The organism is Agromyces sp. H66 (assembly GCF_004959775.1).
Classification (GTDB): domain Bacteria; phylum Actinomycetota; class Actinomycetes; order Actinomycetales; family Microbacteriaceae; genus Agromyces.
The window spans coordinates 194,180-215,100 of sequence record NZ_SJZG01000002.1; the positions used below are offsets into that span (position 1 = coordinate 194,180).

Sequence of the window (20,921 nt, forward strand, 5' to 3'; positions counted from 1 at the left end):
GGATGCCGCCATCAGTCGTACCTCGCCTCGGCCCACCAGCCCTCGAGATCGCGCACGAGGAGCCAGGCGCAGCCGTCGTCGTCGACGATCTGGAACCGGTGCACGCGCTTGGCCTGCTCGGCGTCCCACCAGCGCTCGACCACGGGCCACGGGCCGGCCCACGCGCGCACCGGCGCCGCCTCGCCGCCGCCCACGGCGAACCGCTCGGGCGACGCGGAGATCGCGCCGCGGTCGTCGACGGCGACGACGGCACCGCGCTCGTCGAGGAGCGCGATCGGCAGCCGTTCGCGGAAGACGCTCGCGGGCGCGAGGGCGGGCAGGCTCCCGGGCCACGGCGCGTCGCTCGTGCGCTCGGGGGGCCGGTCGCCCCACGGCACGAGCACCTGCCGGTCGGCGAGCATGCGGCCCCCGCCGATCGCGGCGGTCACCACGGCCTCGTGCCCGAGCATGCTCTGCACGCGCGTGAGCCCGTGGTGCACGCGCTCGTCGGGGCCGCCGCCCCACAGGCCCTCCTCGTGGTTGCCCGTGGAGTCGACGCGCTCGGGGATGACGCGCAGCCGCACGATGGGGGAGGCGAGGCCCGTGTCGGCCGAGCCCGCGCCCTGCAACTGCCAGCGGATGCGGTCGATGACGTCGGCCGGCGTGAACCAGCGCGGATGCAGCCAGCTCCGGCTCGAGTGCCCGCCGCGCTCGTCGTCGAGCTCGATGCGCAGCCCGGTGCACACGAGCCGCACCGCGCGCATGCGGTCGATGAACTCCTCGGCGCCCACGCGGAACGCGAACGCGAGCTGGTCGATGCGGTCGAGCGGGGGCTCGAAGTGCTGCTCGGCCTCGAACTCGGGCGGCGGCGTGCGGGCGATGACGCGGGCCTGCTCCCGCCCGGCGGCGCGGTCGTGCGCGAACGCGCCGGCCGCCCCGAACCGGCGCCGCACGTCGGCGGCGGGCAGGGCGGCGAACTCGCCGAGCGTGCGCACGCCGAGCCGGTTCAGCAGGATGGCCGTGCGCGGGTCGACCACGAGCGCGACGGGCAGCGGCGCGATGAAGGCGGCGGATGCCCCGGGCGGCACGACGCCGATGGGCGCCTCGCCCGTGGCGCGCGCCGCCTGCTCGGCCGCGAACGGTCCGTCGGCGATGCCGATCCGGGCACCCGGCACCCCGTGCTCGGCGACCGTGGCGAGGAGGGCCGACGCCGCGGCATCCTCACCGCCGTAGTACCGGGCCGGACCCCTCGCCCGCATGGCGAGCGTGCCCGGCCGGACGAGCTGCACGCCGGGCACGGCGGCCTCGACGGCGCGCACGACGGGCTCGAAGACGCGGGCGTCGAGGTCGGCGTCGTACTCGAGCACGGTGAGGGCGGGGGAGCGGTACTGCGCCTCGCGGAGCTTCAGTCCGCGAGCGACGCCGTCGCGACGCGCGGCCGCCGAGCAGGCGAAGACGAGGCCGGCCTCGGTGAGCGCGATGGGCGCGGTCGGGTCGAGCCCGGTCTCGCGGCACACGGCGAAGACCGGCCAGTCGGGGCACCAGAGCACGATGGTGCGGCCGAGGTCGGTGGTCATCCGGTGGCCCTCCGTTCGATGTCGTCGAGGTGGATGGGCTCGGCGAGCCGGATCGACTCGGCGAAGCCGGGCGTCGGAGCCGCCGGCGCGAACTCGAGATGGCGCCCCGGCAGCCGGAGGCGTGAGCGCGTACGCCGCACGAACTCGCCGCGGCCGGCGACGCTCACGACGACCTCGCGTTCGGCGAGATGCCCGTGCCCGCGCTCGAGTCCCTGCCACTCGCTCGTCTCGACGCCGAGCCGGGCGTCGCTGCCCGGCCACTCGCCCGCGACGAGCAGGGTGGTGCCGCGCTGGCGGAGCCTCGCCTGGACGCGACTCGACTCGGCGGGCGAGATCCGACCCGCCGGCCGCACGGCGACGACGGGGATGACGTCGGCGAGCGCCGCGACGACCGTGAGCCACTGGCGCCCTGGATCGGGCACGAGCACCAGTCGGTCGAGGTCGATGCCGAACCGCGCCGCGGCCTCGACGCCGAATTCGGGCATGCCCGCCACGGCCACCCAGCGCCCGCTCGCGCTCGGTCCGGCCAGGAGCGCCATGAGCAGGGTCGTCGACCCCTCGACCTGCACGACCGTGCCCTCGCGGAGCGTGCCGCCCGGCAGCACCTGCGTGAGAGCCGGATGCGTCGGCACGGCCTTCGAGTCGAGGCGCGTGGCCTGCATCCCACGGATGCGGGCCTGCAGCTCCTCGACGCGCGCCGGCCGAGGGCTTGGAGCGGCGTGGGGAGCGGTCATGGTCATACCCCAGTTTCGAACACATGTTCGAATGAGGCAAGCCGGGAAGGCCGTCCGTCCACCCCCCGCGTTCGGGGCATCCCGGAAAACGGAAGAAGGCCCGGATCAGCACGATCCGGGCCTTCTCACAACGCGTGCGCGAGGGGGGACTTGAACCCCCACGCCCGTTAGGGCACTAGCACCTCAAGCTAGCGCGTCTGCCATTTCCGCCACCCGCGCGTTGTGTCGGGCACTCCGGTCTCCCGCAGGCCCGAGAGAAGACATTAGCACGGTTTCCGGGGGCGCTCGAACACGCGTGGCCACCCGTCACGAGGGCGGCTACGGTGAAACGCATGGCCCCGACATCCGCAGTCCCACAGCCGACCACCGAACTCGAGGAGACCGCGGCGATCGCCCGGGACCTGATCCGCTTCGACACCTCGAACTACGGCGAGGGCAAGGCGAAGGGCGAGCGCGAGGCCGCCGAATACGTCGAGGCGAAGCTCGCCGCGCTCGGGCTCGCACCGCAGCTGTTCGAGTCCGAACCGCGCCGTACGAGCGTCGTCGCGCGCGTGCCGGGGCGCGACCCCGAGAAGCCGGCGCTCGTGCTGCACGGCCACCTCGACGTCGTGCCCGCCGATGCGCGCAACTGGAGCGTCGACCCGTTCGCGGGGGAGATCCGCGACGGCATGCTCTGGGGACGCGGCGCGGTCGACATGAAGAACATGGACGCCATGATGCTCACGGCGCTCGGCGACATCATCGGCGCCGGATCCCTGCCCGAACGCGAGATCGTCGTGGCGTTCTTCGCCGACGAGGAGGCGGGCGGCGGCCTCGGCGCGAGCTGGCTGGTCGACCACCACCCGAACCTCTTCGCGGGCGCCACCGAGGCGATCAGCGAGGTCGGCGGCTACTCGATCACGGTCGACGGCACGCGCGCCTACCTCCTGCAGACCGGCGAGAAGTCGCTCATCTGGGTGCGTCTCATCGCGCGGGGCGTCGCCGCGCACGGATCGCGGCTGATCCGCGACAACGCCGTCACCAAGCTCGCCGAGGCCATCGCCCGCATCGGCCGTCGGGAGTGGCCGCTGCGGCTCACCGACACCACCCGCGAGCTCCTCGCCGAGATCGCGGGCGTGCTCGGCGTGGACCCCGAGCAGGTCTCGCCCGACGAGCTCGCGCTCGCCACGGGTTCGGCGTCGGGGTTCATCACGGCCACGCTCCGCACGACCGCGAACCCGACCGTGCTCGACGCCGGCTACAAGCACAACGTGATCCCCGACCACGCCGAGGCCCTCGTCGACATCCGCACCCTGCCCGGCGAGGAGGACGCGGTGCTCGCCGAGATCCAGGAGCTCGTCGGCGACGACATCGAGATCCGGGTCGTGCACCGCGACGTCGGGCTCGAGGCGCCGACCTCCGGTCCGCTGGTCGACGCCGTCAGGCGCACGATCGAGGTGCACGACCCGGGCGCCCCGGTCTTCCCATACCTCCTGGCGGCCGGAACCGACAACAAGTCCCTCAGCCGACTCGGCATCGCGGGCTACGGGTTCGTGCCGCTGCGCCTGCCCGCGAGCCTCGACTTCCCGGGCATGTTCCACGGGGTCGACGAGCGCGTCCCGCTCGACGCACTATCCTTCGGGAGGCGGGTCCTGCGCGACCTGCTCCTCGGCTACTGACCGCGACCGGTCTCGATCCACGACCCCCGGAAGGCGGACGTCCCCGTGCTCGACGCGATCATCCTCGGCCTCGTGCAGGGCCTCACCGAGTTCCTGCCGATCTCCTCGAGCGCGCACCTGCGGATCCTGGGGGAGTTCCTCCCGAGCGCCCAGGACCCGGGCGCCGCGTTCACCGCGATCACCCAGATCGGCACCGAGACGGCGGTCGTCGTGTTCTTCTGGCGCGACATCACGCGCATCATCTCGCACTGGTTCCGATCGCTGTTCGGCCGCGTCCCGCGACACGACCCCGACGCGCGGATGGGCTGGCTGATCATCATCGGGTCGATCCCGATCGTCGTGCTCGGCATCCTCTTCCAGGACCAGATCGAGACGACGTTCCGATCGCTCTGGATCGTCGCCACCATGCTCGTCGTCTTCGGCATCATCCTGGGCCTGGCCGACTGGGCGGGCGCGAAGAACCGCTCGCTCGACCGGCTGAACGTGCCGCACGGCATCCTGTTCGGCCTCGCCCAGGCCCTGGCGCTGATCCCGGGCGTGTCGCGCTCGGGGGGCACCATCACGATGGGACTCCTGCTCGGCTACGCGCGGCCCGCGGCGGCGCGGTACGCGTTCCTCCTCGCCATCCCCGCGGTGTTCGGCTCCGGCTTCTACCAGCTCTTCAAGAGCTGGGGCGAGCCGGCGGTCTTCGGCCCGCTCGAGACCGGGGTCGCCACGCTCGTCGCGTTCGTCGTGGCGATCCTCATCATCCACTTCTTCATGAGCTGGATCTCGAAGCACAGTTTCCTGCCGTTCGTGATCTACCGCCTCGCGCTCGGCGGATTCATCTTCTGGATGCTCGCCACGGGCGCGATCGACGCCTGACGGCGTCGGCGCGGTGCCGGATGCCGCGGCGGCGCGTGCGGCTCAGGCGCCGTCGCGCGGTCGCCAGGGCTCGTCGCGCGGACCGTCGCCACGACCGTCGGCCCGACCCTCGGGCCCCTCGCCGCGACGGCGCAGGTAGCGCTCGAACTCCTGCGCGATCGCCTCGCCGCTCGCCTCGGGCGCGTCCACGGCGTCGCGCGCCTGCTCGAGCTGCTTGATGTAGCCCGCCATGTCCTCGTCGTCGGCCGCGAGCGCGTCGACGCCGGCCTCCCACGCCTTGGCCTCCGCCTCGAGGTTGCCGCGCGGGATGCTGAGCCCCGTGAGCTCCTCGACCTTGCCGAGCAGGGCGAGCACGGCCTTCGGCGAGGGGGCGTTGTGCACGTAGTGCGGCACCGACGCCCACAGCGACACCGTCGGGATGCCGACGCGCTCGGCCTGGTCGGCGATGACGCTGAGGATGCCGACCGGACCCTCGTAGCTCGAGCGATCGACGCCCAGCGCCCGACGCACCTCGGCGTTCTCGCTCGATGCGAACACCGAGAGCGGGCGCGTGTGCGGGGCATCCGCCAGCATCGCGCCGAGCAGCACGATGCCCTCGATGTCGGCGGTGAGCGCCGCATCGACGAGTTCGGCGGCGAATCCCTTCCAGCTGCGTGCGGGCTCGGCGCCGATGAGCACGTGCAGCGACCCGGCACCGGGGCCGGTCACGCCCTCCTCGTCGTCGGATGCGGGCATGCCGCTCGGACCGAGGATGGCCGCGCCGGGCCATTCGAGCCGGCGCGTGCCGTCCTCGCCGGCCACGACCGTCGGGCGCGTGAACTGGTAGTCGAAGTAGAGCTCGGGGTCGACCGAGGCGATCTCGACGAGGCCGAGGCGGTCGATGAGGAGCTTTGCGGCACCGGTCGCCGCCTCCCCGGCGTCGTTCCACCCCTCGAACGCGACGATGAGCAGCCTTCCGCCCTCGAATCCGGCCGGCTGTTTCACTCCTGGTGCCCCGCTTCCCGCCCCGGTGGACCCGGGACACCTCCACAATAGGGCGTGCCCGTAGACTTGCGGGTTGTGACCACTCGCCTCCCCGCCGCCGTCCTCTGGGACATGGACGGCACCCTCGTCGACACCGAACGCTACTGGATGGCGGCCGAGGAGGAGCTCGTGGAGTCCTTCGGCGGCCGTTGGACGCACGAGGACGCGCTCGGCCTCGTGGGCAGCGGGCTCTGGGAGGCCGCGGCGGTCTTCCAGTCGGCGGGCGTCGCCCTCGACGCCGACACGATCGTGGCGCGACTCACCGCGCGCGTGCAGGAGCAGCTCGCCGAGCACGGCGTGCCGTGGCGGCCCGGCGCCCGCGAGTTGCTCGAGGCGCTGCGCGAGGCATCCGTGCCCACCGCGCTCGTCACCATGTCGGTGCGGTCGATGGCCGACGACGTCGTGCGGGCGATCCCGTTCCACGCGTTTGACGTGCTCGTCACGGGCGATGCCGTGCAGCACGCCAAGCCGCACCCCGAGCCGTACCTGAAGGCCGCGGCGGAGCTCGGCGTCGACGTGCGCGAGTGCGTCGCCATCGAGGACTCGCCCGCCGGCCTCACCTCGGCGTGGGCGTCGGGGGCGGTCACGATCGGCGTGCCGAACATCCTCGCGCTCGAGGAGGCACCCGCCCACGTGCTGTGGCCGACCCTCGACGGCCGATCCGTCGCCGACCTCGCCGCCCTGCTCGATCACCGGGAGGCGCGCGCATGATCGAGAGTCGCGGCGAGCGCAGCGGACCGTTCCGCGCGGGCGATCGGGTGCAGCTGACCGGTCCCAAGGGCCGCCTGCACACCATCACGCTCGAACCCGGCAAGCTCTTCCACTCCCACAAGGGCGCGATCGCGCACGACGACCTCATCGGCCTTCCCGACGGCTCGGTCGTGACCAACCAGGCGGGTGTCGAGTACCTCGCGCTCCGGCCGCTCCTCAGCGACTTCGTGATGTCGATGCCGCGCGGTGCGGCGATCGTGTACCCGAAGGATGCCGCGCAGATCCTCGCCCAGGCCGACATCTTCCCCGGCGCCACCGTGGTCGAGGCGGGCGTCGGATCCGGCGCGCTGTCGCTCTGGCTCCTGCGCGCGATCGGCCCGACCGGGCGCCTGCAATCGTTCGAGCGCCGTGACGAGTTCGCGGATGTCGCTCGCGGCAACGTCGCGACGTTCCACGGCGCAGACCCCGAGAACTGGTCGATCACGCTCGGAGACCTGGCGGAGGCGCTGCCGCGACAGGCGGCCGCGGCATCCGTCGACCGGGTGGTGCTCGACATGCTGGCGCCGTGGGAGTGCCTCGACGCCGTCTCGACCGCGCTCAAGCCCGGCGGCGTGCTGCTCTGCTACATCGCGACCGTGACGCAGCTGTCGCGGGTGGCGGAGGCGATCCGCGCCACCGGCTGGTACACCGAGCCGCAGGCGAACGAGACCATGGTGCGCGGCTGGCACGTGCAGGGCCTCGCCGTGCGGCCCGACCACCGCATGATCGCGCACACGGGCTTCCTCATCACCGCCCGTCGGCTCGCGCCGGGCACTGAGTTGCCCGAGCTCAAGCGCCGCCCGTCGAAGACCGAGTTCAGCGACGAGGACGTCGAGGCGTGGACGCCCGGCGCGCTCGGCGAGCGGCAGGTGAGCGACAAGGCGCTTCGCAAGCGGGCCCGGGCAGCGGATGCCGCGGCCGCGAGTTCCCGCGCGACCGAGCCCGGCGGGGCGGAGCCCGACGCAGGCGCTGCCGACCGCTCCGAATCCGCGGGCGAAGCCGGGTAGGCTACCAACGCCCCTCCGCGACCCATCGAAGAATCGAGGATCAGTGCGCTCGTCATTCGCGCTCATCGCCACGGCCGGACTCGTCGCCGTGACGCTCTCCGGATGCGCCTCGGCGCCCGCTCCCCAGGCCACGGCCGGGCAGTCGTCCGACGCCGTCGTCGTGCGGGGGGATTTCGGCGAGAAGCCGAGAGTGGAGTTCCCGACCCCGCTCGTGCCCGGCGAGACGCAGTGCACCGAGGTCATCGTGGGCGGAGGCGAGCGGCTCCAGGAGGGCCAGCATGCGCTCATCCGCTACGCCGTCTACAACGGCGCCAACGGCGAGCAGGTCGAGGTTGCGGGCTACGACGATCAGGACCCGTTCGAGGTGACCCTGGTCGAGGGACTCATGCCCGGGCTCCGCAAGGCGCTCACCTGCGCGAGCGAGGGCTCCCGGGTCGCGGCCGTGATCCCGTCCGACGAAGGCCTGGGCGAAGCCGGCAACGCTGCGCTCGGCATCGCCGGAGGCGACAGCCTCGTGTTCGTGGTGGACGTGGAGCGATCATTCCTCATGCGTGCCGACGGCTCGGTGCGCCTGTCCCGAGACGAGTTCCCCGCGGTGGTGCTCGCGCCCGACGGGCGCCCGGGCATCACGGTCCCCAAGTCGACGCCGCCCGAGGACCTCGAGATCGAGGTGCTGAAGCAGGGCAACGGCGAGCTGGTGGAAGACGGTGACTCCGTCGTCGTGCACTACACGGGCGTGCTGTGGAGCGACAACGAGGTGTTCGACTCGTCGTGGGAGAACGGCCGGCCCGCGACCTTCGTGGTCGGCGAGGGCGGCAACGTGATCCCCGGCTTCTCGGCCGCGCTCATCGGCCAGCCGGTCGGCTCGCAGGTCGGCGTCATCGTGCCGCCCTCGGAGGGCTACGGCGACGAGGGCAACGCGCAGGTGCCGGGCGGTTCGACGCTGTTCTTCGTGGTCGACATCCTGGGTGTCATCTGACCCGGTCGGCGGCGGTCGGGGGCAGCCCCCGGATGAGTATGATCGCTCGTGTGGCTGGCGCAGCGGGCAAGGGGGAGTCGAGGATTCCGGTCGAAGACCGGCTCTTCAGCCTCGTTCTCGCCCTCCTGGCGACCGAGACGGGACTCCTGAAGTCCGAGATCCTGTCGTCGGTGCGCGGCTACGCCGATCGATACGACGCATCCGGCGGCAACGCGAACCTCGAGCGCCAGTTCGAACGCGACAAGGACGACATCCGCGAGCTCGGCATCCCGCTCGAGACGGTCGAGTCGCCCGACCGACCGGGTGACAACCAGGCGCTGCGCTACCGCATCCCGAAGGGCCAGTACGACCTGCCCGACGAAGTGCGATTCACGCCCGACGAACTCACGCTCCTCGGTCTGGCGGCCGAGGTGTGGCGCGAGGCGTCGCTGTCGGCCGACTCGCAGCGGGCCCTCACCAAGCTCCGCTCGTTCGGCATCGAGCCCCGCGACCCCGTCATCGGCTACGCCCCGCGCCTGCGCGTGCGCGACGCCGCGTTCGAACCCCTGCGCCAGGCGCTCGACCGCCGGCAGACCGTGCGGTTCCGCTACTTCAAGCCAGGCGAGGCCGAGCCGCGCCTGCGCACGGTGAACCCGCTCGCGGTGGTGCTGCACGAGGGGCGATGGCACCTGCACGCGTACGACCGGGATGCCGCAGGCCCGCGCACCTTCCTGCTCTCCCGCATCGTCGACGACGTCGTGCCGGTGCCCGGCATGACGTTCGACGCACCGCCCCCGGGCATCCAGGACCGTATCCTCGCCGAGCTCGACGAGCTGCGGCTCCGCAATGCCGCCGATCTCGCGGTGACCGCGGGCACCGACGCGGAGGTTCGCCTCGGCAAGCGCGCCGTGCTCCGCGACGAGGAGGCCGGGGTCATCCGCCTCCACTACACGGATGCCGCGGTGTTCGCCGACGAGCTCGCCGCCTACGGTCCCGAGGTGCGCGTCATCAACCCCGAGTCGCTGCGCGAGGCGGTGCGCAGCCGGCTCGCCGCCGTCGCCGCCGCCCATCACGACGAAGGAGCCGGGTGATGGCCGCGCGCCGCGCCAGGCCGCTGAAGGCGCCCGACAAGCTCGTCTTCCTGCTCTCGTTCGTGCCGTACCTCCTCGAGCAGCGGGTCGTCGCGGTGTCCGAGGCGGCGGCGCACTTCGGCATGACCGACGACGAGATCCGCGACGCCGTGCGGCTCATCGCCACGTCGGGCCTGCCGGGCTCGACGGGCACCTACCAGCCGAACGACCTCTTCGACATCGACTGGGACTCGTTCGAGGACGACGACGTCATCGTCATCGTGCACCACGTGGCCATCGACGATGCGCCGCGGCTGTCGGCGCGCGAGGCGGCGGCGCTCATCGCCGGCCTCCAGTACCTGTCCGCATCCCCCGAGAACGCGGGCAGCGCCTCACTCGCCTCGCTCATGGCGAAGCTCACCGCGGGCGCCTCGGCCACGCCGAGCCGGCTCGCGGTCGCCGAGACGGAGGCCGACGCGTCGCTGGCGGTGATCCGCCAGGCCGTCGCGGTCGGCCGTCAGATCGAGTTCGACTACCTCAACGCCCGCGGCGTGGCGAGCCGCCGTCGCGCCGACCCCCTGCGCATCATCTCGCAGGACGCCGACTGGTACCTGCAGGCCTACTGCCACACGCGCGAGGACGTGCGCAACTTCCGCGTCGACCGCATGAGCGCCCTCGTGCTCACCGACGAGCCCGTCGGCGACCATTCGCAGCACGTCGTGCCCGACACCCTCTTCCAGCGCTCGGACTCCGATCTCGACGTCGTGGTCGACGTGTCGCCGTCGACGCTGCCGCTCCTCGCCGACTACCTGGCGGACTCGCGGACGCACGAGGTCGGTGGGCGTCTGCGCGTCACGCTGCGCCTCGCGCACGTGCACGGGCTCAAGCGCCTCGTCGCGGGGCTGCCGGGTCTCGTCACGGTCGTCTCGCCGCCCGAGGCTCGGGCCGCGGTCGCGGAATGGGCGGAGGCGGGCCTCGACGCGTATCGTGGACGCGACGCATCCGCCGAGACCCCCGGAACGGCGGGCGACGGCGAGCCGTGAGGGCCCCGGCGGACGAACGATCGCCGTCTCGACCCGTCGGCACCGACGGCAGGTAGACTGTCGTGACGATCCTCCCTGAGAACGGACGAATTCCTATGTGGCAAGGCTTCACTGGTTGGCACGCGCTGATCATCCTCGTGGTCATCCTGCTGCTCTTCGGCGCGCCCAAGCTCCCGGCCCTCGCCAAGAGCCTCGGCCAGTCGATGAAGATCCTGAAGAGCGAGGTGCGCTCCGACAAGGACGAGACCGGTACCGAGGGCACCGCGACGGGCGACGCCGCCACGCCTGCGGCCCCCGAGGCGAGCGGCACCGCCGGCGTCCAGGCCAAGAACGACGAGGCCGACACCGGCAAGAGTCGCTGATCCGATGTCCGCGGTGAAGGATCGCGGGGAGAAGAACCGCGAGAAGAACCGCGAGAAGCGGATGTCGCTCGGTGAGCACCTCATCGAGCTGCGCAAGCGTCTCTTCATCTCGGCGATCGCCATCGTCGTGGGCGGCATCGTGGGCTGGATCCTCACCGACCTGTTCGTCTGGGAGGCGATCCAAGACCCGGTGCAGCGTGTCGCGGAGGCGCGGGGCGATGATACGGGGATCATCTTCCAGACGATCTCCAGCGCGTTCGACCTGCGACTGCAGATCGCCCTCACGCTCGGCATCGTGATCTCGAGCCCCGTCTGGCTCTACCAGATCTTCGCGTTCCTCGTGCCCGGCCTGAACACCAAGGAGCGCAAGTTCACGTTCGCGTTCTTCGCCACCGCCATCCCGCTGTTCTTCGCGGGCTGCGCGGCCGGCTGGTTCGTGCTGCCGAACATCGTGAAGCTCATGACGGGCTTCGTGCCCGAAGGCGGCGCGTCCCTCCTCACCGCCAAGGAGTACATCGACTTCGTGCTGAAGCTCGTGGTGGCGATCGGCGTCGCGTTCGTGGTGCCGGTGTTCGTCGTGCTGCTGAACTTCGCGGGCGTGCTCAGTGCGGCGGCGATCATCAAGTCGTGGCGGGTGGCGATCCTCGTGATCGTGCTCTTCACGGCGCTCGCGACGCCCTCGGCCGACGTCATCTCGATGTTCATGCTCGCGATCCCGATGATCGCCCTGTACTTCGCGGCCTGGGGCATCGCACACGTGCACGACAAACGGGTCGAACGGCGCAACCGCCTCGAGTTCGGGGCTGCCGTCTAGGCACCGTGTCTAGGCTGGAGGGGTGATGAGCCTCTCCCCGGCCGAACGGTACGCGATCTCTCGCGAACAGCGGCGGAAGCCGCGACTCGCGGAGTTCGCCTCGAGGCTCCGCTTCGATCTCGACCCGTTCCAGCGGGCCGGATGCTCCGCGCTCGACGAGGGCCGCAGCGTGCTCGTCGCCGCGCCCACCGGCGCGGGCAAGACGGTCGTCGCCGAGTTCGCGGTCTTCCTCGCCATGCAGGAGCCGGGTGCGAAGGTGTTCTACACGACACCCATCAAGGCGCTGAGCAACCAGAAGTACCAGGAACTCGCCGACGAGTGGGGTGCAGCCGACGTCGGCCTGCTCACGGGCGACACGAACGTCAACTCGGGTGCCCGCATCGTGGTGATGACCACCGAGGTGCTGCGCAACATGCTCTACGCGGCCTCGCCGCTCCTCGACCGGCTCGCCTACGTCGTGATGGACGAGGTGCACTACCTCGCCGACCGCTTCCGCGGCGCCGTCTGGGAGGAGATCATCATCCACCTCCCCGAGGAGGTACGGCTCGTCTCGCTGAGCGCCACGGTGTCGAACGCCGAGGAGTTCGGCGACTGGCTGCAGGCGGTGCGCGGCGACACCGACGTGATCGTCTCGGAGGAGCGTCCCGTGCCGCTCGAGCAGCACGTGCTCGTGAAGGCGAAGCTCATCGACCTGTTCGACTCGTCGGGCCAGGCGTCGACGAATCGCGTGAACCCCGAGCTGCAACGCCTCGCGCGCTCCGGCGGCAGGTCGATCTCGTCGCGATCGACGCGGGGGCGCCGTGGAGGCGATCGTGGTCGCTTCCACCAGCAGGCGCAGGCGAGCGGGCGCCTGGAGCGGCCCGAGATCGTCGAACTGCTGCACGGCAAGCACCTACTCCCGGCGATCGTCTTCATCTTCTCCCGTGCGGGCTGCGACCAGGCCGTGCGCCAGGTGCTCCGCTCCGGCATCCGGCTCACCGACGCGGCGGAGCGCGACGAAATCCGCTCGATCGTCGAGGAACGCGCGCGGATGCTCCGCGACGAGGATCTCGCCGTGCTCGGGTACTGGGAGTGGCTCGAGGGCCTGCAGCGCGGCGTCGCGGCGCACCACGCGGGCATGCTGCCGGCGTTCAAGGAGGTCGTCGAGGAGCTGTTCCAGCTCAAGCTCCTGAAGGTCGTCTTCGCGACCGAGACGCTGGCCCTCGGCGTGAACATGCCGGCTCGCTCGGTGGTGCTCGAGAAGCTCGAGAAGTTCAACGGCGAGGCCCGGGTGCCGATCACGCCGGGGGAGTACACGCAGCTCACGGGCCGCGCGGGTCGTCGCGGCATCGACGTCGAGGGCCACTCGGTCATCCAGTGGGTCGACGGACTCGACCCCGAGGCCGTCGCGTCCCTCGCCTCACGCCGCAGCTATCCGCTGAACTCGAGCTTCAAGCCGACCTACAACATGGCGGTGAACCTCATCGACCAGTTCGGCCGCGAGCGCACCCGCCAGATCCTCGAGCTCTCGTTCGCCCAGTTCCAGGCCGATCGCGCCGTCGTCGACCTCGCGCGCACGCTGCGCAAGCAGGAGGAGTCGATGACCGGGTTCGAGGAGGCGATGCGATGCCATCTCGGCGACTTCGCCGAGTATGCCGCGATCCGCCGCCGCATCGGCGAACTCGAGCGTCAGGCCTCGAAGGGCAACCCCACGCACGCCCAGCGCGAGCGGATGCAGCGCGAGCTGAACGGCGCCCGCAAGGCGATGCGCGCGCATCCGTGCCACGGATGCGCCGAGCGCGAGCAGCACGCACGTTGGGCCGAACGCTGGTGGCGGTTGAAGCAGGAGCACGACCAGCTGTCCCGTCAGATCCGCACGCGCACCGGCCAGGTCGCGAAGCGGTTCGATCGGGTCACCGAGGTGCTCGAATCGCTGGGCTACCTCGAACGCGACGCGGGCGGGGAACTCGTCTCGGCAGCGCCGGGTCGCATCCTGAAGCGGATCTACGGGGAGCGCGACCTGCTCGTGGCCGAGAGCCTGCGACTCGGCCTCTGGGACGGCCTCGACGTGCCGTCGCTCGCAGCGATGGCGGCCTCCCTCGTGTACGAACCCCGCCGCGACGACCGCGGCGAGCAGTTCCGGATGCCACGGGGCCGGTTCCGCGATGCGTTCGATCGCACGACCGATGTCTGGAGCGAACTCGACGACCTCGAGCGCGAGCACCGACTGACGGGCACGGAGCAGCCGTCGCCGGCGCTTGCCATGGCGATGCACGCATGGGCGAGCGGCGCGGACCTCGGCAGCGTGCTCGCCGACACCGAGCTGGCCGCGGGCGACTTCGTGCGGCTCACGAAGCAGGTCGTCGACCTGCTCGATCAGATCTCGATCGTCGCGGATGCGGAGCTCGGCAGCACCGCTCGTGCGGCGATCGACGCCGTGCGCCGCGGCGTGGTGGCCTACGGCTCGGTCGCCTGACCGGGCGCCGGTTCGCCTAGGCTGATCTGGTGCCCGAACGAGACCAGCGACCCCTTCTGCCGCTGTGGGCGGGAGTGCTCGCGTCGATCGCCGGTGGGCTCGTGTACGACCTCGGGTTTCCGGGGGCGAGCGTGTGGCCACTCGCCTTCGTGGGCATCGGGCTCGCGCTCGTCAGCCTGATCGGCCGCTCGTCGTGGGCGGCGTTCCACCTCGGGCTCGCGTTCGGCCTCGCGTTCTACCTGCCGCACGTTTCGTGGACGTCGCTGTACCTGGGACCGATCCCGTGGCTCGCCCTGTCGATCTTCCAGTCGTTGTTCGTGGCGGGCGGCGCGGTGCTCATCACGCTCGCCTACCGGTGGGTGCCCCGCGCCAGCGCATCCCGCTGGGTCCGGCTGATCTGGCTGCCGCTGCTCGTCGCAGGCCTCTGGATCGTACGCGAGGCGGCCACGGGTTCGATCCCGTACGGCGGGTTCCCGTGGGGGCGCGCAGCGCTCAGCCAGTCCGAGAGCCCGTTCGCCGCGGTCGTCTCGTGGGTCGGGTCGACCGGCCTCGGGTTCGTGATGGTCGCGCTCGTCGCGGGGTTCATCGAGTGGATCCGGCTGCGCGGCTGGCAGGACCTGCGCTCGGCGATCCCAGTCGCGGCGCTGGCCGTCGTCGCCGTCGCGGTGCCGGCCTGGCCGACCGTCGCGGTCGGCGAGGTGCGAGTCGCGAGCGTGCAGGGCAACGGCAAGGCCGGCTACTTCGACGAGCGCGAGCCGGGCGACCTGCTCGCGGCGCAACTGGCGGCGACCGAACCGATCCTCGACGAGGAAGGCGTCGACGTGCTGCTCTGGCCGGAAGGCGGCTCCGACGTCGACCCGACGCGCAGCGAATCGGGGGCGCGGATCTTCGACTCGCTCAGCACGGAGCTCGACGCCCCGGTCGTGCTCAACACCGTCACCACGCGCGACGAGCAGTTCTACAACACGTCGCTCCTCTGGCGCGCCGGCGAGGGCGCAGTCGACGGCTACGACAAGCGCAACCCCGTGCCGTTCGGCGAGTACATCCCCGATCGCTGGTTCTACGATGCGATCGCGGGCGACTTGACGGGACTGATCCAGCGCGGGTACTCACCGGGCACGAACGCCCCGGTCTTCGACCTCGGCAGCGCCGTGGCCGGTCTCGCGATCTGCTTCGACGTCATCTACGACGGGCTCATCTGGGAGGGCGCGCGCGACGGTGCGCAGCTGTACCTGTTCCAGACGAACAATGCGGACTTCCGGGGCACCGACGAGAACGAGCAGCAGCTCGCGATCGCTCGTCTGCGCGCGATCGAGACCGGCCGTTCGGTCGTGAACATCTCGACGGTGGGCACCAGCCAGGTGATCGACCCGACGGGTCGCACCATCGACTCGCTGCCCGCGTACGAACCGGGGGCGATGGTCACCGACGTGGAGTTGCGCGAGGGCCTCACGCCGGCGGTCGTGCTCGGCGGCGCGGTGCCCGTCACGATCGTGCTGGGTGCCGTCGGCGGGCTCATCGCGGCGGGCATCCTCGCGCGCCGCACGATGCGCGGGCGCGGCGAAGCCAACGTCGACGACGAGACCGACGAGGTCGAGGCGGACTGAGCCCGGGGCTCAGGCGCCGATCTTCTGCTGGCCGCGACGGGCGCGCAGGTAGTTGAGCCGCTCCTCGAGGATCTCCTCGAGTTCGGCGCGGGTGCGGCGCTCGAGCAGCATGTCCCAGTGGGTGCGTGCCACCTTCTCGCCGGAGCGGTCGACCTCCACCGGCTTCGAGTCGACGAGCAGGGTGGCGGCTGCGCCGCAGTGGCGGCACTCCCACGTCTCGGGAAGCTCGGCCTCGGTCGAGAAGGTCATCACCGTTTCACGGCCGCACGTCTCACAGCGGTAGGTGTAGTCGGCACGGTCGGCGAAGACGACGCCGTCCTCGCTCTGCAGGCTCTGTGCGCCGATTCGCATGCCCCGAAGGCTCCGGTCCGCCATGGCGTACTCCTCTCGATCGTCTACAAGGTATAAACGATCAAGCTGGGCATTCCCTTGCCGGGGACTGGGTGATTGCCGGGGAATTCTCAGCTTCGCGCTGCCACCAGCGGGACGGCGAGATCGGCCCGATCGGTGACGAGTCCGTCGACGCCGAGGTCGAGCAGCCGGGTCATGTCGGCGGGCTCGTTCACCGTCCAGACGTGCACCTCGGCTCCCGCGCGCTGCACGGCTCTCACGAAACCCGCCGTGACGAGCCGAACCGAACCCACGCGCTCGGGGATCTGCAACGCGGCCGCGCGGCGGCGAGCCAGCGACACGACGGCCGACCAGCGGACCGAGGAGGCGAGCCGTGTCGTGATGACGCCCATGCGGCCGGCCGATGTCACGGCGTCGGGCACGAGATCGCCGAGCCGTCGGCGTCGCCGATCCGAGAAACTCGTGAGCAGCACGCGATCGGCGGCACCCGTGCGCTCGAGCGCCGTGACCGCCGGCCCGACGGCGCCCTCGACCTTGACGTCGATGTTGAATCGGAGATCGGGGAACGCGCCCAGCGCCTCCTCGAGCGAGGCGAATCCCTGGCCGTGCCCGAGGTCGACCCGCCGCAGCTCGGCCATCGTGAGCCGCGACACCTCGACGTCGCGGCCGGCCACCCTGCGCAGGGAGGAGTCGTGCGCGACCACCGCCACTCCATCGGCAGACACGTGCACGTCGGTCTCGACGTAGGCGGCGCCGACGGCGGCGGCGCGATCGAACGCGAGCAGGGTGTTCTCGGGCGCCTCGATCGCGAGGCCGCGGTGCGCGAGCACGCGCGGCCTCGGCAGATCGAAGTACGTGGACACGAGGTGCGTCGGTTCAGATGCGGCCGGGCGACCCCGTGGCGGGCCCACCGGGCGGCGTCGCGGCATCCGTGCCATCCGCCGTGCCCGGCGTGAACGCGCGGCCGATGCCCTTGAGCGCCTCGCTGAACTCACTCGGGACGATCCAGAGCTTGTTCGCCTCGCCCTTGGCGATCTGCGGCAGCATCTGCAGGTACTGATAGCCGAGGAGCTTCGGGTCGGGGTCGCCCTTGTGGATGGCGTCGAACACCGTGAGGATCGCCTCGGCCTCGCCCTGCGCCCGCAGCACGGCGGCCTTCGCATCGCCCTCCGCCTTGAGGATGGCGGCCTGCCGCTCGCCCTCGGCCGTGAGGATCGCCGACTGCTTGGTGCCCTCGGCGGTGAGGATGAGCGCACGGCGGTCGCGCTCGGCGCGCATCTGCTTCTCCATCGAGTCCTGGATGGAGTGGGGCGGGTCGATGGCCTTCAGCTCCACTCGCGAGACGCGGATGCCCCACTTGCCCGTGGCCTCGTCGAGCACGATGCGCAGCTTGCTGTTGATCTCGTCACGCGAGGTGAGTGCCTCTTCGAGGTTCAGTCCGCCGACGACGTTGCGGAGCGTGGTGGTGGTGAGCTGTTCCACCGCCCCGAGGTAGTTCGCGATCTCGTAGGTCGCGGCCCTGGCATCCGTGACCTGGAAGTAGACGACCGTGTCGATCGAGACCACGAGGTTGTCCTCCGTGATGACCGGCTGCGGCGGGAACGACACCACCTGTTCGCGCATGTCGACGAGCGGGCGCACCCGGTCGATGAATGGGACGAGGATGTTCAGGCCGGGCGAGAGCGTCTTGTGATACCGGCCGAGCCGTTCCACGACGCCCGCGTAGGCCTGCGGGATGATGCGGATCGCGCGGATCAGGACGACGATCACGAAGATCGCGACGACGATCAAGAGGACGACGACGAAGATCTGGCCGACGAATCCATCGATGCTGATCATGCGGGCTCCTGTGCGGTTGGGTTGGAGGTCAGGCGCTCTCGCGCGCGACCGGGACGATGACGACGGTGGCTCCATCGACGAGCACGACCGTGACGGATGCTCCGGCGCCGACGACCTCCTCGTCGGCATCGGGTGCCAGGCGCGCCGTCCACGTCTCGCCGTTGGCGAGCTTGACGAGCCCGCCCGTCTCGGAGACGGACGAGACGACGCGGCCCGACATGCCCGGCAGGGCGGCGACGTTGCTCGGGGTCGGGTCCGCCCCGCGACGCATGTAGCGCAGCATCACCGGACGGATGGTGAGGATGAGCAGCACCGAGACGGCCGACGCGACGAGGATCTGCACCCACCATTCCCAGCCGAGGAGGTCGGCGCCGAGCCCGGCGACGGAGCCGAACGCGATCATGAGGAACGTGAACTCGAGGGTGAGGAGTTCGATGATGACGCAGACGAGGATCAGGATGAGCCAGACGATCCAGGTGTACTGGGTCAGGTCCACCATGCGATCGCCCCTTCGACGTCTTGTGCCTCGAACCTAGCACCGTGGGAGGGTCCGTTCACGGGTTCGGCGTGGCGCGCTCGACGGGAACCACGACCGCCGTCGCGCCGTCGATTCCCGTGACGAGCACCCGGTCGCCGACCGGGACATCCGCCTGCTCGGTGATGGGGGAGAGCCGGGCGGTCCAGACGTCTCCGTTCCGGAGGCGGACCTGGCCGCCCGACGGCGTGACGGTGCGCACCACCGATCCCCCGGCACCGATCAGCGCGTCGATGTTGCTGCGGGCGGGATCGCCGCGCTGCCGGAGCATCCGGAGCAATGGCGGTCGCAGGGTGAGGATGAGCGCCAACGAGACGACGGCCGCGACGATGAACTGCGCCCACCACGGGATCCCGAACAGGCCGGAGACGAGGCCGGCGACGCTGCCGAGCGCGAGCATCAGGAACGTCATCTCGAGGGTGAAGATCTCGATGGTCGCGAACACGAGGATCAGCACCAACCAGACGATCCACGCGTACTGGGTCAGCACATCCAAATCCGGTCTCCTTCGCCTGCGGTCCGCTCCGAAACTAGCAGGGCGAAAGCCGCTGCGGGGCGAGTTGATAGTCTCGGTTCGGCGTACCGCCCAGGACCCGCGAGGTCCGTCCCCAGAGCCACGAGGAGTCCCGCCGTGACCAACCCACTCGCCCCCGGATCGCTCGACGGACGCGTCGCCCTCGTGACGGGCTCGTCACGGGGCATCGGCGCGGACACCGCACGGTACCTGGCCGGCGCCGGGGCATCCGTCGTCGTGAACTACCGCAGCAAGGCGCCTCGGGCCGAGAAGGTCGTCGGCGAGATCGCGGCGGCGGGTGGGCGAGCGATCGCCGTCGGCGCCGACCTCACCGACGCGGCATCCGTCGCGGCCATGTTCGAGCGCGCCGTCGCGGAGTTCGGCCCGATCGACATCCTCGTGCTGAATGCCTCCGGCGGCATGGAGAGCGGCATGGGCGAGGACTACGCCATGCGCCTCAACCGCGACGCGCAGGTCAACGTCGTCGAGGGCGCGTTGCCGCACCTCGCGCGCGGCGCGCGCATCGTGTTCGTCACGAGCCACCAGGCGCACTTCATCCGCACCACGCCGACCATGCCCGAGTACGAGCCCGTGGCGCTGTCGAAGCGCGCCGGCGAGGACGCCCTGCGCGCGAAGCTGCCCGAACTCGAGGCCGCGGGCGTCGAGTTCGTCGTCGTGTCGGGCGACATGATCGAGGGCACCATCACCGCGACACTGCTCGAGCGGGCGAACCCCGGCGCCATCGAGGCCCGCAAGCAGGATGCCGGTCGTCTCTACAACGTCGCCGAGTTCGCCGCCGAGGTCGCGCACGCCGCGGTCGACCCGGTGCCGGCCGATCACACGCGCTACGTCGGCGACATCTCGGGGTTCGCGCACGAGGGCTGACCGGCTTCGGGCCCGGCACGCGGAAGGGCCGGTCGCGAGTGCTCAGCGTCTCGAGACCGACCCCCCGTGGATCGGGATGGCCGCTACGCGGCGGCGGTCGCCCCGCGCCCGAACGTGAACGCGCGCACGATCTGCATGACGCCGAGCACGATGAGCGCGATACCCGTGATGATGAACAGCACCACTGCGCCCCACAGCGGGGAGAACAGCAGCACGATGCCGGCGACCACGCCGAGGATGCCGAAGAAGATCGCCCAGCCCTTCGACGGTGCGTCGCTCGACTGTGCGAGCGCGACGACGCCCTCGATGATCCAGAGGATGCCGACGAACACGCCGAGGAAGATGCCCAGCACCACCGCCGACTCGCTCGGATTCACGAGCAGGACGATGCCGCCGATGATGAAGAGCGCACCGAGGATGATGTCGAGCGCCCTCGCACCCCCCGAGATGCCCTTCGAGAAGATCCCGAGCCCGACGTAGGCGATGCCTGCGATCAGCAGGTAGATGCCGAGCATGATCGTGAGCACGACCGCCGATCCCTTGGGCCAGAAGGTGATCAGAAGGCCGATGATGAGCGCGGCGGCTCCCGAGATCCCGAGTGTGGTGCGCACCGTGTTGATGGCGGACTTCGACAGGTTCGCTGAATCCAGGGAGAACGCAGCGAACACCGTGTTGGACTGCGGCGTCGACATGACAGGTCCTTTCTGACGACCACGAGGTGGTTGTTGCAGGGTCAGGCTAGACCTGCACGGCACCTGAGTGTCGGATGTGAGCCCGCGCGTCCCGATGCGTCGTCGCCCGGGATTCCGGGGGAGTCCGGCGACCTATTCAGGAAACACTCAGGTTTGATCGGCCGCCCCCGCGAGATCGCGGTGCCATTCCCGCGGGTCACCTCG

At 71.0% G+C, this 20,921-nt stretch carries 21 protein-coding genes and 1 tRNA gene; 12 read left to right on the forward strand and 10 right to left on the reverse strand.

What is annotated here, in order from left to right:
- Nucleotides 1-11: 11 nt before the first annotated feature.
- The 3 genes from EZM51_RS04200 to EZM51_RS04210 all read right to left on the reverse strand — a co-directional run bounded on the left by EZM51_RS04200 (nucleotide 12) and on the right by EZM51_RS04210 (nucleotide 2,509).
- On the reverse strand, nucleotides 12-1,556 hold the full coding sequence (locus tag EZM51_RS04200) for a DNA polymerase Y family protein (protein WP_136706991.1): 1,545 nt from the start codon (nucleotides 1,554-1,556) through the stop codon (nucleotides 12-14).
- The gene (locus tag EZM51_RS04205; protein ID WP_136706992.1) at nucleotides 1,553-2,290 is read right to left on the reverse strand and encodes a hypothetical protein; all 738 of its coding nucleotides are present in this window, start codon (nucleotides 2,288-2,290) and stop codon (nucleotides 1,553-1,555) included. Before EZM51_RS04205 ends, EZM51_RS04200 begins: the two co-directional genes overlap by 4 nt.
- 135 nt (nucleotides 2,291-2,425) lie before the next feature.
- Nucleotides 2,426-2,509 (reverse strand) — tRNA-Leu (locus tag EZM51_RS04210).
- Between the two features lie 113 nt (nucleotides 2,510-2,622).
- Between EZM51_RS04210 and EZM51_RS04215 the strand changes: the two genes are divergently transcribed.
- Nucleotides 2,623-3,948 carry a M20/M25/M40 family metallo-hydrolase gene (locus EZM51_RS04215; RefSeq protein ID WP_136706993.1) on the forward strand — a complete coding sequence of 442 codons (1,326 nt, stop codon included), beginning with the start codon at nucleotides 2,623-2,625 and terminating at the stop codon, nucleotides 3,946-3,948.
- Between the two features lie 15 nt (nucleotides 3,949-3,963).
- On the forward strand, nucleotides 3,964-4,812 hold the full coding sequence (locus EZM51_RS04220; RefSeq protein WP_136706994.1) for an undecaprenyl-diphosphate phosphatase: 849 nt from the start codon (nucleotides 3,964-3,966) through the stop codon (nucleotides 4,810-4,812).
- Nucleotides 4,813-4,854: 42 nt separating this feature from the next.
- Here the strand turns inward: EZM51_RS04220 and EZM51_RS04225 are convergent, their stop codons facing one another.
- Nucleotides 4,855-5,796 carry a PAC2 family protein gene (locus EZM51_RS04225; protein ID WP_248305458.1) on the reverse strand — a complete coding sequence of 314 codons (942 nt, stop codon included), beginning with the start codon at nucleotides 5,794-5,796 and terminating at the stop codon, nucleotides 4,855-4,857.
- A 75-nt stretch (nucleotides 5,797-5,871) separates the two neighbouring features.
- Between EZM51_RS04225 and EZM51_RS04230 the strand changes: the two genes are divergently transcribed.
- From EZM51_RS04230 to lnt, 9 genes are all read left to right on the forward strand, one after another.
- Complete coding sequence (locus EZM51_RS04230; RefSeq protein WP_248305459.1) at nucleotides 5,872-6,546, forward strand: HAD family phosphatase; 675 nt, start codon at nucleotides 5,872-5,874, stop codon at nucleotides 6,544-6,546.
- The gene (locus tag EZM51_RS04235) at nucleotides 6,543-7,592 is read left to right on the forward strand and encodes a tRNA (adenine-N1)-methyltransferase (RefSeq protein WP_136706995.1); all 1,050 of its coding nucleotides are present in this window, start codon (nucleotides 6,543-6,545) and stop codon (nucleotides 7,590-7,592) included. Before EZM51_RS04230 ends, EZM51_RS04235 begins: the two co-directional genes overlap by 4 nt.
- A 43-nt stretch (nucleotides 7,593-7,635) precedes the next feature.
- On the forward strand, nucleotides 7,636-8,571 hold the full coding sequence (locus EZM51_RS04240) for an FKBP-type peptidyl-prolyl cis-trans isomerase (RefSeq protein ID WP_169053787.1): 936 nt from the start codon (nucleotides 7,636-7,638) through the stop codon (nucleotides 8,569-8,571).
- Between the two features lie 50 nt (nucleotides 8,572-8,621).
- A complete protein-coding gene (locus tag EZM51_RS04245) occupies nucleotides 8,622-9,641 on the forward strand; it encodes a WYL domain-containing protein (RefSeq protein ID WP_248305460.1) in 1,020 nt (339 codons plus the stop codon).
- Nucleotides 9,641-10,663, forward strand: a complete 1,023-nt coding sequence (locus EZM51_RS04250; RefSeq protein ID WP_136706998.1) for a WYL domain-containing protein — start codon at nucleotides 9,641-9,643, stop codon at nucleotides 10,661-10,663. The genes EZM51_RS04245 and EZM51_RS04250 overlap by 1 nt, the downstream gene beginning before the upstream one ends.
- A gap of 95 nt (nucleotides 10,664-10,758) precedes the next feature.
- Complete coding sequence (gene tatA / locus EZM51_RS04255) at nucleotides 10,759-11,025, forward strand: twin-arginine translocase TatA/TatE family subunit (protein WP_136706999.1); 267 nt, start codon at nucleotides 10,759-10,761, stop codon at nucleotides 11,023-11,025.
- A gap of 4 nt (nucleotides 11,026-11,029) precedes the next feature.
- Entirely contained in the window at nucleotides 11,030-11,839 is an 810-nt protein-coding gene (gene tatC, locus EZM51_RS04260) for a twin-arginine translocase subunit TatC (RefSeq protein WP_349236057.1), read from the forward strand.
- 25 nt (nucleotides 11,840-11,864) lie between these two features.
- Complete coding sequence (locus tag EZM51_RS04265) at nucleotides 11,865-14,294, forward strand: DEAD/DEAH box helicase (protein WP_136707000.1); 2,430 nt, start codon at nucleotides 11,865-11,867, stop codon at nucleotides 14,292-14,294.
- A gap of 29 nt (nucleotides 14,295-14,323) precedes the next feature.
- A complete protein-coding gene (gene lnt, locus EZM51_RS04270; protein ID WP_136707001.1) occupies nucleotides 14,324-15,901 on the forward strand; it encodes an apolipoprotein N-acyltransferase in 1,578 nt (525 codons plus the stop codon).
- Between the two features lie 9 nt (nucleotides 15,902-15,910).
- Here the strand turns inward: lnt and EZM51_RS04275 are convergent, their stop codons facing one another.
- From EZM51_RS04275 to EZM51_RS04295, 5 genes are all read right to left on the reverse strand, one after another.
- A complete protein-coding gene (locus tag EZM51_RS04275; RefSeq protein WP_136707002.1) occupies nucleotides 15,911-16,276 on the reverse strand; it encodes an RNA polymerase-binding protein RbpA in 366 nt (121 codons plus the stop codon).
- Between the two features lie 86 nt (nucleotides 16,277-16,362).
- Entirely contained in the window at nucleotides 16,363-17,115 is a 753-nt protein-coding gene (locus tag EZM51_RS04280) for a glycerophosphodiester phosphodiesterase family protein (protein WP_248305461.1), read from the reverse strand.
- A gap of 13 nt (nucleotides 17,116-17,128) precedes the next feature.
- A complete protein-coding gene (locus EZM51_RS04285) occupies nucleotides 17,129-18,091 on the reverse strand; it encodes an SPFH domain-containing protein (RefSeq protein WP_136707004.1) in 963 nt (320 codons plus the stop codon).
- A 28-nt stretch (nucleotides 18,092-18,119) separates the two neighbouring features.
- Complete coding sequence (locus tag EZM51_RS04290) at nucleotides 18,120-18,590, reverse strand: NfeD family protein (RefSeq protein WP_136707005.1); 471 nt, start codon at nucleotides 18,588-18,590, stop codon at nucleotides 18,120-18,122.
- Nucleotides 18,591-18,645: 55 nt separating this feature from the next.
- Nucleotides 18,646-19,116, reverse strand: coding sequence for an NfeD family protein (locus EZM51_RS04295; protein ID WP_248305488.1), 471 nt, complete (start codon nucleotides 19,114-19,116; stop codon nucleotides 18,646-18,648).
- Between the two features lie 141 nt (nucleotides 19,117-19,257).
- Between EZM51_RS04295 and EZM51_RS04300 the strand changes: the two genes are divergently transcribed.
- The gene (locus tag EZM51_RS04300; RefSeq protein WP_136707007.1) at nucleotides 19,258-20,025 is read left to right on the forward strand and encodes an SDR family oxidoreductase; all 768 of its coding nucleotides are present in this window, start codon (nucleotides 19,258-19,260) and stop codon (nucleotides 20,023-20,025) included.
- Between the two features lie 83 nt (nucleotides 20,026-20,108).
- Here EZM51_RS04300 and EZM51_RS04305 read toward each other — a convergent pair whose 3' ends face one another.
- A complete protein-coding gene (locus EZM51_RS04305) occupies nucleotides 20,109-20,717 on the reverse strand; it encodes a DUF308 domain-containing protein (RefSeq protein ID WP_136707008.1) in 609 nt (202 codons plus the stop codon).
- Nucleotides 20,718-20,921 lie beyond the last annotated feature (204 nt).